Annotated in this window: 12 protein-coding genes; 8 read left to right on the top strand and 4 right to left on the bottom strand. The window is 68.3% G+C overall.

Annotated elements, in window-relative coordinates; genetic code table 11:
• Positions 1-56: 56 nt before the first annotated feature.
• Positions 57-707, bottom strand: a complete 651-nt coding sequence (gene cofC / locus CDN38_RS05275; RefSeq protein ID WP_075511715.1) for a 2-phospho-L-lactate guanylyltransferase — start codon at positions 705-707, stop codon at positions 57-59.
• Positions 708-833: 126 nt separating this feature from the next.
• On the opposite strand from cofC, the gene CDN38_RS05270 reads away from it, so the two are divergent.
• Positions 834-1,841, top strand: coding sequence for an NAD(P)H-dependent glycerol-3-phosphate dehydrogenase (locus CDN38_RS05270; protein ID WP_075511690.1), 1,008 nt, complete (start codon positions 834-836; stop codon positions 1,839-1,841).
• Positions 1,842-1,990: 149 nt separating this feature from the next.
• On the top strand, positions 1,991-3,103 hold the full coding sequence (locus CDN38_RS05265) for a D-alanine--D-alanine ligase family protein (RefSeq protein ID WP_075511691.1): 1,113 nt from the start codon (positions 1,991-1,993) through the stop codon (positions 3,101-3,103).
• On the opposite strand, the gene CDN38_RS05260 is transcribed toward CDN38_RS05265, so the two are convergent.
• Positions 3,100-3,723, bottom strand: a complete 624-nt coding sequence (locus CDN38_RS05260; protein WP_099318836.1) for a DUF3515 domain-containing protein — start codon at positions 3,721-3,723, stop codon at positions 3,100-3,102. The two genes, CDN38_RS05265 and CDN38_RS05260, sit on opposite strands and share 4 nt — an antisense overlap.
• Positions 3,724-3,817: 94 nt before the next feature.
• Here CDN38_RS05260 and CDN38_RS05255 point away from each other — a divergent pair, with 94 nt between their 5' ends.
• From CDN38_RS05255 to CDN38_RS05245, 3 genes are read left to right on the top strand one after another with little or no spacing between them, the layout of a single operon-like run.
• Positions 3,818-4,783, top strand: a complete 966-nt coding sequence (locus CDN38_RS05255) for a thiamine-phosphate kinase (RefSeq protein WP_075511692.1) — start codon at positions 3,818-3,820, stop codon at positions 4,781-4,783.
• Positions 4,784-4,807: 24 nt separating this feature from the next.
• A complete protein-coding gene (locus CDN38_RS05250) occupies positions 4,808-5,098 on the top strand; it encodes a DUF1330 domain-containing protein (protein WP_075511693.1) in 291 nt (96 codons plus the stop codon).
• On the top strand, positions 5,095-5,778 hold the full coding sequence (locus CDN38_RS05245; protein WP_075511694.1) for a uracil-DNA glycosylase: 684 nt from the start codon (positions 5,095-5,097) through the stop codon (positions 5,776-5,778). The genes CDN38_RS05250 and CDN38_RS05245 overlap by 4 nt, the downstream gene beginning before the upstream one ends.
• Positions 5,779-5,904: 126 nt before the next feature.
• Here the strand turns inward: CDN38_RS05245 and CDN38_RS05240 are convergent, their stop codons facing one another.
• The gene (locus tag CDN38_RS05240) at positions 5,905-7,200 is read right to left on the bottom strand and encodes a PPE domain-containing protein (RefSeq protein ID WP_408633056.1); all 1,296 of its coding nucleotides are present in this window, start codon (positions 7,198-7,200) and stop codon (positions 5,905-5,907) included.
• Positions 7,201-7,757: 557 nt separating this feature from the next.
• A complete protein-coding gene (gene rpmB / locus CDN38_RS05235; RefSeq protein ID WP_023372203.1) occupies positions 7,758-7,952 on the bottom strand; it encodes a 50S ribosomal protein L28 in 195 nt (64 codons plus the stop codon).
• Between the two features lie 297 nt (positions 7,953-8,249).
• On the opposite strand from rpmB, the gene CDN38_RS05230 reads away from it, so the two are divergent.
• The 3 genes from CDN38_RS05230 to CDN38_RS05220 are packed head-to-tail and all read left to right on the top strand — an operon-like array spanning position 8,250 to position 12,846.
• Positions 8,250-9,914, top strand: coding sequence for a DAK2 domain-containing protein (locus CDN38_RS05230; RefSeq protein ID WP_099319328.1), 1,665 nt, complete (start codon positions 8,250-8,252; stop codon positions 9,912-9,914).
• 2 nt (positions 9,915-9,916) lie between these two features.
• On the top strand, positions 9,917-12,136 hold the full coding sequence (recG, locus tag CDN38_RS05225; RefSeq protein ID WP_075511696.1) for an ATP-dependent DNA helicase RecG: 2,220 nt from the start codon (positions 9,917-9,919) through the stop codon (positions 12,134-12,136).
• Positions 12,133-12,846: an HNH endonuclease family protein gene (locus CDN38_RS05220; protein ID WP_075511697.1), complete on the top strand. Its 714-nt coding sequence runs from the start codon at positions 12,133-12,135 to the stop codon at positions 12,844-12,846. Before recG ends, CDN38_RS05220 begins: the two co-directional genes overlap by 4 nt.
• The last annotated feature ends 20 nt before the right edge of the window (positions 12,847-12,866 follow it).

Here is a 12,866-nt window from a genome sequence, read left to right as displayed (position 1 = left end):
GTCGACATCAATCTGGCGTTGGTGTGCCGTTCACCTTCGGACGGGCCCGGACCGGGCTACCGGTGACCGATGGCTCGCGCCGTCGCCGGCCCGACGCCCAGGCGGCGCGCGGCCGCCAAGTCCGCCGGTGTGTCGACATCGCACCGCAGGCCGGGCCAGGCGCCGGTGAGCTCGACCGCACCCGAACGGCGGTGCCGCGCGGACGAACCCGCCCCGAACTGCGGGTCGAGTCCGGCGCCGAAGGCACACAACGCGGCCGTTCCGGTGCCGCACCGGTCGGCGACGAAGCTGCGCTGGTGCTGGCGTGCCGCAGAGATCGCCTCGGCAAGCTCCTGCGGCTGTAGTGCCGGCAAATCACCTTGCAGCACCACTAGATTCGCCAAAGACCCGGCCATCGTGCGTTCGGCGACGGCGATGGCGTTATTGAGCGGGTCGGCATCGTCTTGCGGCGTCGGGTCGGCCAGCACCTTGGCGCCGAGCCGGGCTGCCGCAGCCGCGGCAGCGTCGTCGGGCGTGATGACGGTAATCGAGTGCAATGCACGCACGCGAGCTGCCGCGGTCAACGTGTCGACCAGCATGGCCAGCACCACATTCTCCCGCGTTCGCGCCGAGAACACCGGGGCCAGCCGAGTCTTGGCGGCCGCCAACCGCTTGACGGCGATGATCAAGCCGACATCACCGCTACCGTCGGCCCGTGTGCCGCTCATGAAGGTCATCCTGCCAGCGCCGGTTTCCGGGTGAACGGTGAGCGTCGGGCTGGACATGGCGGCGGCCAGCTGCCGGGTCTACTGTGTAGCGGCTACAGCTGCCATAACGGACAAAAGGGGGTGCGGATGGCCGGCACGGGAACCGTTGCGGTGATGGGAGCCGGCGCGTGGGGCACCGCGCTGGCCAAGGTGCTGGCCGACGCCGGTGGTGAGGTCATCCTGTGGGCCCGACGAGCCGACGTCGCCGAGCAAATCAACAGCACCCGATACAACCCCGACTATCTGCCCGGCACGTTGCTGCCGCCCGGCATCCGCGCCACGCCCGAGGCCGAGGAGGCGCTCAGCGGCGCAGCTACGGTCCTGCTGGGCGTTCCGGCACAGACGCTGCGCGCCAATCTGGGGCGGTGGGCCGGCTTGTTGCCCGAGGACGCGACCCTGGTCAGTTTGGCCAAGGGCATCGAGCTCGGCACCCTGATGCGGATGAGCCAGGTGATCACCGCGGTGACCGGAGTAGATCCGGCACACGTCGCGGTGATCTCCGGGCCCAACCTGGCCAGTGAGATCGCCGAGTGTCAGCCGGCGGCCACCGTCGTCGCATGCAGCGACTCCGGCCGGGCGGTCGCCTTGCAGCGTGCGCTGAACAGTGGCTACTTCCGTCCGTACACCAACAGCGATGTCATCGGCACCGAGATCGGCGGCGCCTGCAAGAACGTCATTGCGCTGGCGTGCGGGATGGCCGTCGGCGTCGGGTTGGGCGAAAACACCGCGGCGGCCATCATCACCCGCGGGCTGGCCGAAATCATGCGGCTCGGGATCGCGCTGGGCGCCAAAGGCGCGACACTGGCCGGGCTGGCCGGGGTGGGGGACCTGGTGGCCACCTGCACCTCACCGCATTCCCGCAATAGGTCGTTCGGGGAGCGACTGGGCCGGGGCGAGACCATGGAATCGGCGTTGCAGCACCGCGACGGCCATGTCGTCGAGGGGGTGACGTCGTGTGAGGCGGTGCTCGCGCTGGCGTCCAGTTACGACGTCGAGATGCCGCTGACCGACGCCGTGCACCGGGTCTGTCATAAGGGGCTGTCGGTGAACGAGGCGATTGCGCTGTTGTTGGGTCGCAGCACCAAACCCGAGTAAGCAGGCCGCCGCATGTTGTCGAGCCTGTAATTGTGCAGGCCGCTACTCGAACTTCCGCTGCGAAATTACAGGCTCGGCGCGTCGTCATCGAGCACGCGGAGCGCGGGAGCCGGGTGCCGTGGCGTCCCACCCGGTAACCTCTGAAGGTTGTGAGTGCCAGCGACCGGCGTGCCCGGGTTGCCGTCGTGTTCGGCGGCCGCAGCAACGAGCACGCCATCTCCTGCGTGTCGGCGGGCAGCATCCTGCGCAACCTGGACCCGCAGCGGTTCGAGGTGATCGCGATCGGCATCACGCCGCAAGGCTCGTGGGTGCTCACCGACGGCAATCCCGAGGCGCTGGCCATCGCCGACCGGCAACTGCCCGCGGTCAGCTCCGAATCGGGCACGTTGCTGGCGTTGCCCGCCGACCCGCAGTGGGGCGGCCGACTGGTGTCGTTGCCGCCGGGTGCCGGTGAGGTGTTGGCCTCCGTCGACGTGGTGTTCCCGGTACTGCACGGCCCCTATGGGGAGGACGGCACCATCCAGGGACTGCTCGAGCTTGCCGGGGTGCCCTACGTCGGGGCCGGTGTGCTGGCCAGTGCCGCCGGGATGGACAAGGAATTCACCAAGAAGCTGCTGGCCGCTGACGGGCTACCGGTCGGACCGCACGTGGTGCTGCGCCCGTCCCGGCCGGCATTGAGTCGCGACGAATGCGAGCGGCTCGGGCTGCCGGCATACGTCAAGCCCGCGCGCGGCGGCTCGTCGATCGGCGTCAGCCGGGTGTCGAGCTGGGATGAGTTGCCCACCGCGGTCGCCGAGGCGCGCCGCCACGATCCGAAGGTGATCGTCGAGGCTGCCGTCAACGGCCGTGAGCTGGAATGCGGTGTGCTCGAATTCCCGGACGGCACGGTGCAGGCAAGCACGCTGGGGGAGATCCGGGTGGCCGGGGTTCGCGGACGCGAGGACGCCTTCTATGACTTCGCGACCAAATACCTCGACGACGCAGCCGAGCTGGACGTGCCCGCCAAGGTCGACGACGACGTCGCCGACGCGGTGCGGGACCTGGCGATCCGCGCGTTTCACGCCATCGACTGCCAGGGCCTGGCCCGGGTGGACTTCTTCCTCACCGAGGAGGGCCCGGTGATCAACGAGATCAACACCATGCCGGGGTTCACCACGATCTCGATGTACCCCAGGATGTGGGCGGCCAGCGGCGTCGACTATCCCACGCTGCTGGGGACCATGGTGGAGACGGCGCTGGCCCGGGGAGTGGGCCTGCGCTAACCGGTCGGCGCCGGGTCGATCGGCACCGCCGCGATGGTGCGGTCGATGACCTCGGACAGCTCCTGGATCGGCGTCGGCCCCGACCCTGCCGGCAACGTCAGAGCTAGGTACACCGGACGGTCGACCGTGTACCAGGTGGACCTGCCGTCCGATGAGGTTTCGTCGGTCACCCGGAACCACTGCACCCGGTCGACGATCTGGATCGGCGCGCCCACGACGAAGTCGGCCGGGCGGTCGAGGCCGCAACGCGCGATGACCGGCTCGCGGGAGGGCCCGGAGCTCCAGGCGCTCGCGCCTTCCGGGGCCGGTTGCGCAATCGGCACCCGCTGATAGTCACCCAGGCGCTGCGGCAGCGCTGCCGTCAGCGCCTGGCAGGCCGGACTGCCGGCGTGGGGGGCCGGCACTGCCGCGACGGTGACCGGTTGTTGCCGGGGGTGGCGGATCGCCGCGATCACCAGGATCACCGCAACCGCCGCCACGGCCAGTGCCACAGCCGCAATGATCAGGATGCGTGGCGGACCGTCTGCTTCGGGGTCGGGGTTGCGAAGGGCGTCGCCCGTCACCTGGCCGGCCACCTCCGACTCACCTTGACTGCCCGGTTGTCCCAGGGCCACCGACATCCCGCCCGGATGTTCGAGTCGCCCGAGCTCATACACTAACGCGGTCCACCCGGGCAGGCAGGGGACCCGGGTGAGACGTCCCGCAGGAGGTGGCGTGCGCGAGGACGCATCGGGGGAGTCTCCGACGCTGCAACAGCTCGGGGAGTTCGCCATGATCGACCGGTTGGTGGCCGGTCGCCGTCAGCCTCCTGTCGTCGAGCTCGGGCCGGGCGACGACGCCGCGGTGGTCGCCGCCCGCGACGGCCGCGTCGTGATGTCGACCGACATGCTGGTCCAGGACCGGCACTTTCGGCTGGACTGGTCGACACCCCACGACGTCGGCCGCAAGGCGATCGCCCAGAACGCTGCCGACATCGCGGCCATGGGCGCGCGCTGTACCGCGTTCGTGGTGAGCTTCGGGGCACCCACCGACACAGCCGCGGCCCAGGTGAGCGCCCTGGTCGACGGGATGTGGGACGAGGCGGACCGAACCGGCGCCGGCATCGTCGGAGGCGATCTGGTTCGCTGCCCGCAGTGGGTGGTGTCGGTGACGGCGCTGGGGGACCTCGAGGGACGCGCACCGGTGCGGCGCTCCGGCGCCAAACCCGGCTTGGTCGTCGCGGTGGCCGGTGACTTGGGCCGCTCGGCGGCCGGATATCAGTTGTGGCTCAACGGGATTGACGGATTCGACGAGCTACGGCGGCGTCATCTGGTGCCGCAGCCGCCGTATCGGCAGGGCGTGGCGGCCGCCGCCGCAGGGGCCCAGGCAATGATCGACATCTCCGACGGCCTGGTCGCCGACCTGCGCCATGTAGCGCAGGCATCCGCGGTCGGTATCGACGTGTCGACCGCGGCGCTGGCTCACGACCGCGCCGCGCTGACCGCGGCCGCCGACGCCGTGGGCGCCGATCCGTGGCACTGGGTGCTCGGTGGCGGCGAAGACCACGCCCTGGTCGCGTGTTTCGTCGACGCGGTGCCGGCCGGCTGGCGTGTCATCGGGCGAGTGGTCGACGGTCCGCCCCGGGTGCTGGTCGACGGCAACGAATGGGGCGGATATGCGGGTTGGCAGTCATTCGATTGACCACCCAATGAGTAGGGTGACGCGGTGACCGTCTACGTGATCGCCCAGCTGAGATTCACCGATCGGGCAGCATATGACCGGTACCAGACCAGGTTCATGGAAGTATTTCGTCGCCATCCGGGAAGGTTGCTGGCTGCCGAAGAGTCACCCCAGGTGATCGAGGGGCAGTGGGACCATCAGAAAGTGGTGCTGATGTCGTTTCCCGACGAGCCGGCATTCCGTGGCTGGGCACAATCGCCTGAGTACCAAGAGATTTCGAAAGACCGTCGGGCGGGCGCCGATACGGTGGTGCTCCTGGCACAAGGCCTGCAGTGAGCGCACGTCCACTGAGCGAACTCGTCGAGCAGGGCTGGGCCGCCGCGTTGCACCCGGTGGCCGACCAGGTGGCCCAGATGGGGCGGTTTCTGCGCGCCGAGATCGCAGCCGGCCGCAAATACCTGCCGGCGGGGCCGAACATATTGCGCGCCTTCACTTTTCCATTCGACCAGGTGCGGGTCCTGATCGTCGGGCAGGATCCGTATCCGACACCCGGACATGCGGTGGGACTGAGCTTTTCGGTAGCCCCCGAGGTGCGTCCGCTACCGCGCAGCCTGGCCAATATCTTCGAGGAGTACGCAGCCGACCTCGGCTATCCGCAGCCCTCGTGCGGTGATCTGACGCCCTGGGCACAGCGCGGCGTGATGTTGTTGAACAGAGTGCTGACCGTGCGCCCGAGTAATCCGGCGTCGCACCGGGGTAAGGGCTGGGAAGTGGTGACCGAATGCGCGATTCGAGCGCTGGTCTCGCGGTCGCAGCCGCTGGTGGCCGTCCTGTGGGGGCGTGACGCGTCGACGCTCAAACCGATGTTGGCCGCCGGGAAATGTGTCGCCATCGAATCGCCGCATCCGTCGCCGCTGTCGGCGTCGCGGGGGTTCTTCGGCTCGCGGCCGTTCAGCCGTGCCAACCAGCTGCTGGCGGGGATGGGTGCCGACCCGATCGATTGGCGGCTGCCGTGACCGAGGTGAGGGGGCTGCGGGCGCATCGGTGAGGATGTGTCGACCGACTGCGACTTCCGCCGAGCGTGAAGCTGTCGTGAATCCGCCGCGAAATCTCAATGACCGTCTCGGCCGCCTTTTCCCGCGCTAAACACATCCCACATGGGTCAGGCCAGCCAGGCTTGCATTCCAACAATTCGGCAACATCGGCAGCCGCGGGCCGCTCCCCGACTCGCTACCGCCTCGCGTGGCCAACCCGGCAGCGTGCGCGGCGCCTCCTGATGGCCCGGTGCCGGCAAACCCCGGCGCGCCCGCACCGTGATCCGAAGCCGCCAGCGGCACCGGCGACTGCGAGCAACTGCAGGCCGTTGCGACCGACACCAACTGCGCCTGTGGCAACACTGCCGACGGCTCAACAGCGCCGACCGCTACCCCCGCCACAGGTGTGGCAACCATGCCCGCCACAGCGCTCGAGCTGGCGGAAGCAGCCAAAACCGGCAGTGCCGTCGCTGCGGCTACCGGACCCACCAGAGTGGGGAGCATCCCAAGGTTCAGCCCCAAGATCCATTGACTGATCCATTGGATCACCAGATTGCCGACTTCATAACCGAAGACGAAAGGAAGAAATACAGTAGCGAACGTTTCGATTCCAACAGTTAGCCACGCGAGCTCTAGGTATGCAAGAGCTTCAAGCGCCAAATGCGTGTTGCCGATCAAGACCAAGTATCCAACAAACAATAAGACTATTGGTGTGTAGAAAGCCATCATGAGGGTAAAAATTGCATGGGCCGGAACGGCGAGAATCTCCGTGCCAACGACTTTGATCATGTCCCACAGGATCTGCCATATCGGAAAGGGCTCGTAGCTGATGTTGTGCGCAGCGCCGGCTACGATCTCGCCGGCCAGACCGGTGCCGGGTTTGATGATGATTGGTGCCGGTGGGGTGTGCGGCATCGACGCCATTGCGGCTGCAGTGACTGCGTCATAGACGCTCATCGTGGTCGCGGCCTGAATCCACATCCGCGCATAGTCGGCCTCGTTGAGTGCTATCGGTATGGTATTGATGCCAAAGAAATTCGTTGCCAGCAACACCGCGTGGGTGGCGTGGTTGGCGGCCAACTCCGGCAGTGTCGGCATCGCTGCGACCGCGCTGACATAGGCAGCCGCCACCGCCTGATGTGCTGCCGAGACTGCGGCGCTATCGCTACTGGCCTGAGCCAGCCACGCCACATACGGCCCATAGGCCCCCGCACAGATCTCCGCGGTGGGGCCCTGCCACGCCCCGGTTCGCATCGCGCCCAACACCGCGGTGAGTTCTTCAGCCACCGACGCATAATCGACGCCCAACGACGCCCATCCCGCGGCGGCCGTCAGCAACGGGGCTGCTCCCGGGCCGGCGCTCAGCAAGGCCGAATGCACCTCCGGCGGCGAAGCCAGCCACACCGGTGCACCCGCAACGGCGGCCAAAGTTTCATCCACGCTTAGCGTCACCGCCGAACCTCTTCCCACAACATTCCTGGACCTCTACTTGCGACGGGCATTCAGTGGGCTGATCACGCACGGGCACGACATGTTTGACCACCGTTCAGCTACCGGTGGACAGGCCTGGTGTTGTCTCGTGTACCGCGTCCCAGCGTTGCTGAGATGTGATCGCCGACACGCCAAAAAGATGTCGGCGGCATGCGTTGTTGTCAAATAGCTATCCGCTATCAATCAATGGGCAGAAGCGATTGACAGGGGGCCTGTTTGATGCCGCTGGTTTTCGGCGCTGGCGCGACCTCAGTCCTTTTGTGGCGCAATTTCTTTGACGATGGGGGCCGTCATCCGGCACCGGCACCGGGCCTAAAGCGCATGCGGCACGCCAAGGCTGACGCCTGAAGGGTCACCCGATGGCGCGGGCTCTTACCGAAGGTCTCGGCAGCGGCGCAATTCATCGAGGCGCAATCCATCGCGCCGATCGGGACGGGCCGAAATCTAGCGGCACCCGCGCCGCAACAAGGTCAGCCGCGGCTGACCTTGCCCGCCTTGATGCAGGATGTGCAGACGTTGATGCGCTTCTTGTTGCCCCCGGGACGGCTCACCGCCCGCACGGTCTGGACGTTGGGGTCCCACCGACGGCTGGTGCGGCGGTGGGAGTGTGACACCGACTTGCCGAAGCCGGGGCCTTTCCCGCAGATATCGCACACAGCGGCCATTGTTCAAACTCCTCAAGTCGGTTGCTGGGGGTCCGGCGACCCGGGCGGAACGGCCCGGCTGGCCCAGGCCGTCCCAGGATAGCCGGGGTCGTCGGCGAGCGCCAAAACGCCATCCGCCCGTGGCCAGTGCTGTCACCCCCGCTGGCTAGGCTCGATGCAGCTTTGTCGTCCCGGCTTGGCGGCCTGCTCCGAACAGCAGCCGACGCCAGCTGTCCACACTGTCGCCGGGCTACGCTGGCGCCCACCGGGAGCTGGCGCAGAGGAGGTGGGGTCACGGTGGACACGCCAGGTCGTCGGCTGGACGCATCGGCGCTGCGGGATTGGGCGCACACCGTCGTCAGCGACCTGATCACCCACATCGACGAAATCAACCGGCTGAACGTATTCCCGGTCGCCGATTCCGACACCGGCGCGAACATGCTGTTCACCATGCGCGCGGCGCTCGCCGAGGCGGACGCGGTGGCCCGGGCCGACGACGGCCGCAACGCGGGTAACGTCGCCCGGGTCGCTGCCGCACTGTCGTCCGGCGCGCTCAACGGGGCCCGGGGGAACTCCGGGGTGATCGTGTCGCAGATTCTGCGCGGCATCGCCGACATCACCGCGAGCGCGGCAGCCGACTCGGCCGGTGCATTGCCGGCCATCGATGCGGCCCTGCTGGCCGCCGCTTTGTGGCGTGGTGTCGAGCTGGTCATCGCCTCGATGGGCGGCGAGGAAGTCCGGGGAACCATCGTTTCGGTGCTGCGGGCCGCAGCCGCCGCGGTCGAGCAGTGCGCCGACGCCGGCGAAACCCTGGACCAAGCCGTGGCCGCCGCCGGTGATGCCGCCGTCGTCGCGCTGGAAAAGACGCCCGAGCAGCTCCACGTGCTCGCCGACGCGGGTGTGGTGGACGCCGGCGGCCGGGGCCTGTTGGTCATGCTGGACGCGTTGCGCGCGACGCTCACCGGGCACACACCCGCCCGCTCGGTGTACGAGCCGGCGCCGCGCGCGCTGTTCGCCGAGGCCCCCGCCGCACGGCCGGCGCCGCAGTTCGAGGTGATGTACCTGCTGACCGGCTGTCATGCGGCGGCGGCGGACACCCTGCGTGACCGGCTCGTGGAGCTGGGGGATTCGGTGGCAATCGCGGCCGCCCCATCGCAGAGCTATTCGGTGCACGTGCACACCGACGACGCGGGCGCGGCCGTGGAGGCAGGACTGGCGGCCGGGCAGCTGAGCAGGATCGTGATCTCGGCGCTGAGCTCCGGTGCCAACGGGCTGCCGGCGGGCAGCTGGACACGGGAACGGGCCGTCCTGGCCGTCGTCGACGGCGACGGCGCCGCCGAGCTGTTCGCCGGAGAAGGGGCCTGCGTGCTGCGACCCGGCCCGGATGGCTCAGCACCTGCCGCTGATATCACCGCCCATCAATTGGTGCGGGCGGTGGTGGACACCGGTGCCGCCCAGGTGATGGTGCTGCCCAACGGCTACGTGGCCGCCGAGGAACTGGTCGCCGGCTGCACCGCGGCCCTGGGCTGGGGTGTCGACGTGGTGCCGGTGCCGACCGGGTCAATGGTGCAGGGGTTGGCTGCCCTGGCCGTACACGACCCGGTCAGCCAGGCCGTCGACGACGGCTACACCATGGCCCGCGCCGCCGGTGCTGCCCGGCACGGCTCGGTGCGCACGGCCACCGAGCGGGCGTTGACCTGGGCCGGGACCTGTGAGCCGGGCGACGGGCTGGGCATCGCCGGCGACGAGGTGCTGATCGTCGCCGGCGACATCGCCGCGGCGGCGATCGGGCTGCTCGATCTGCTGTTGGCCTCCGGGGGCGACCTGGTGACGGTGCTGTTTGGCGCCGCGGTCGCCGAGGAGGATGCCGCCGCCCTGGCTGACCTGTTGGAAAAGCACATGCACGACCGTCATCCGGGCACCGAGCTGGTGACCTATCGCACCGGTCACCGCGGCGACGTGCTGCTGATCGGGGTCGAGTAACCATGGTGTCGCTGAGCGACCGGCTGGACTTCGTTCTCGGCGCCCCGTCGGCAAAGCCGCTCGACGAGGAGTTCGGCATGAGGACCGTCGACGACCTGTTGCGCCACTACCCGCGCAGCTACGTCGAAGGCGGGGCCAGGCGCGGCGCCGGTGACGAGCGGCCCGAACCGGGTGAGCACATCACGATCGTCGACGTCATCACCGAAACCAAGACGTTTCCCATGAAGAAGACGCCGAAGCGCCAATGCCTGCGCATCACCCTCGGCGCCGGCCGCACCAAGGTGACTGCCACGTTCTTCAACGCGGACTACATCAAGAAGGACCTCACCAAGAACACCAGGGTGATGCTCTCCGGGGAAGTCGGGTTCTTCAACGGGGTCATGCAGCTCACGCATCCGGCGTTTCTGATCCTGGACTCGCCGGACGGAAAGAACCGCGGCACCAGGTCACTGAAAAGCATCGCCGACGCCTCCAAGGCCATCAGCGGCGAATTGGCCATGGAGGAGTTCGAACGGCGCTTCTTCCCGATCTATCCGGCCAGCACCAAAGTGCAGAGCTGGGACATCTTCAAATGCGTCCGCCAGGTGCTCGAAGTCCTTGACCCGGTGGATGATCCGCTGCCCGCCGGAGTGCGCGCCGAGCATGGCCTGGTCTCCGAGGACGAGGCACTGCGGGCCATTCACCTCGGCGAGAACGAATCCGAACGCCAACGTGCCCGCGAACGCCTGACCTTCGACGAAGCCGTCGGCCTGCAGTGGGCGCTGGTCGCGCGCCGGCACGGTGAGCTGTCGGAGTCCGGCCCTTCGGCGCCGCCGCGGTCCGATGGCCTGGCGGCTGAGTTGCTGGGCCAGCTGCCCTTCGAGCTGACCCCAGGCCAGCGCGAGGTGCTCGCCGTGCTTTCCGACGAGATCTCGGCGACGCGTCCGATGAACCGCTTGCTGCAGGGCGAGGTCGGTTCGGGCAAGACGATCGTCGCGGTGCTGGCCATGCTGCAGATGGTCGACGCCGGCTATCAGTGTGCCCTGCTGGCCCCCACCGAAGTGCTTGCCGCACAACATCTTACGTCCATTCGCGATATCCTGGGCCCGCTGGCGATGGCCGGCCAGCTGGGTGGGGCGGATAACGCCACCCGGGTGACGCTGCTGACCGGCTCGATGACCGCGGGGCAAAAGAAGCAAGTCCGGGCCGAGGTGGCCGGCGGTCAGGCCGGCATCGTCGTCGGCACCCATGCGCTGTTGCAGGATGCGGTGGAGTTTCACAACCTGGGCATGGTGGTGGTCGACGAGCAACACCGGTTCGGTGTCGAACAGCGAGATCAATTGCGCGGCAAGGCGCCTGCCGGAATCACCCCGCATCTGTTGGTCATGACCGCCACGCCGATACCGCGCACGGTCGCGCTCACCGTCTACGGCGACCTGGAAACCTCGACGCTGCGCGAACTTCCGCGCGGGCGCCAGCCGATCACCACCAATGTCATCTTCGTCAAGGACAAGCCCGCCTGGCTGGACCGGGCCTGGCAACGCATCATCGAGGAGGTCGCGGCCGGCCGCCAGGCTTACGTGGTGGCGCCCCGCATCGACGAGAGCGATGAGCCGGAGAAAGAGCCGGCCGGCTCGAGGCCTTCAGAGACCGCCGAGGGTCTGTACGCGCGATTGCGTTCCCGCGAGCTGGCCAACCTGCGGTTAGGACTCATGCACGGGCGATTGTCGGCCGACGAGAAGGACACCGCGATGGCGGCCTTCCGGGCCGGCCGGATCGATGTGCTGGTGTGCACCACCGTCATCGAGGTAGGCGTCGACGTCCCCAATGCCACCGTGATGCTGGTGATGGATGCCGACCGGTTCGGCATCAGCCAGTTACACCAGCTGCGCGGCCGCATCGGGCGTGGCGCACATCCGAGCCTGTGTCTGCTGGCCAGCTGGATGCCGCCGGCATCCCCGGCCGGGCGGCGGCTGCGCGCGGTCGCCGAGACCATGGACGGGTTCGCCCTGGCCGACCTCGACCTCAAGGAACGCAAGGAAGGAGACGTGCTGGGCCGCAACCAGTCCGGCAAGGCGATCACCCTGCGGCTGCTGTCGCTGGCCGAGCACCGGGAGTACCTCGAGGCGGCCCGGGACTTCTGCGTCCGCGCCTACGAGGACGCCGGCAAGCACCCCGGACTGGCGCTGCTGGCAGCGCGATTCACCGACACCGACCGCATCGAATACCTGGACAAATCATGAACCGCAAGACGCTGCTGGGGCTGGCGGCGGTAGCGCTGCTGGCCCTGATGGTCGCCTACCAGACGCTGGGCTCGTCGGCGGCCAGGCACGCTGAGCAGTTCGCCGCGCGCGCCGATGTCCCGACGGTTCAGCCCGGTACCGATGTGCTCGCCGGGGTCGCCGTGCTGCCGCGGCGCGCCCACCGTTACGACTATCGCAGGGCGGCCTTCGGCGACGCCTGGGACGACGACAACGACGCGCCTGGCGGGCACAACGGCTGCGACACCCGCGACGACATCCTCAACCGCGACCTCGTCGACAAGACGTACGTGCCGACCAAGCGGTGCCCTAATGCCGTGGCCACCGGCACCCTGCACGACCCGTACACCAACACCACCATCACCTTCCAGCGCGGCGCCAAGGTCGGCGAGTCGGTGCAGATCGACCACATCGTTCCGCTGTCCTATGCCTGGGACATGGGCGCCTACGACTGGCCGGCTCCGCAGCGGCTGCGGTTCGCCAACGATCCGGCCAACTTGCTGGCGGTGCAGGGACAGGCCAACCAGGACAAAGGGGATTCACCCCCGGCCCAGTGGATGCCGCCCAACGCCGCATTCGCCTGTCAGTACGCCATGCAGTTCATCGCGGTGCTGCGCGGCTACTCGTTGCCGGTAGACGAGGCGTCGGCCGGCGTATTGCGCAACGCCGCGGGCACCTGCCCGACGGGATAACCCCGGCGACTGTGCATCCG

The organism is Mycobacterium ostraviense (genome assembly GCF_002705925.1).
Taxonomy (GTDB): Bacteria; Actinomycetota; Actinomycetes; order Mycobacteriales; family Mycobacteriaceae; genus Mycobacterium; species Mycobacterium ostraviense.
This window is presented reverse-complemented; position numbering and strand designations above follow the sequence as displayed.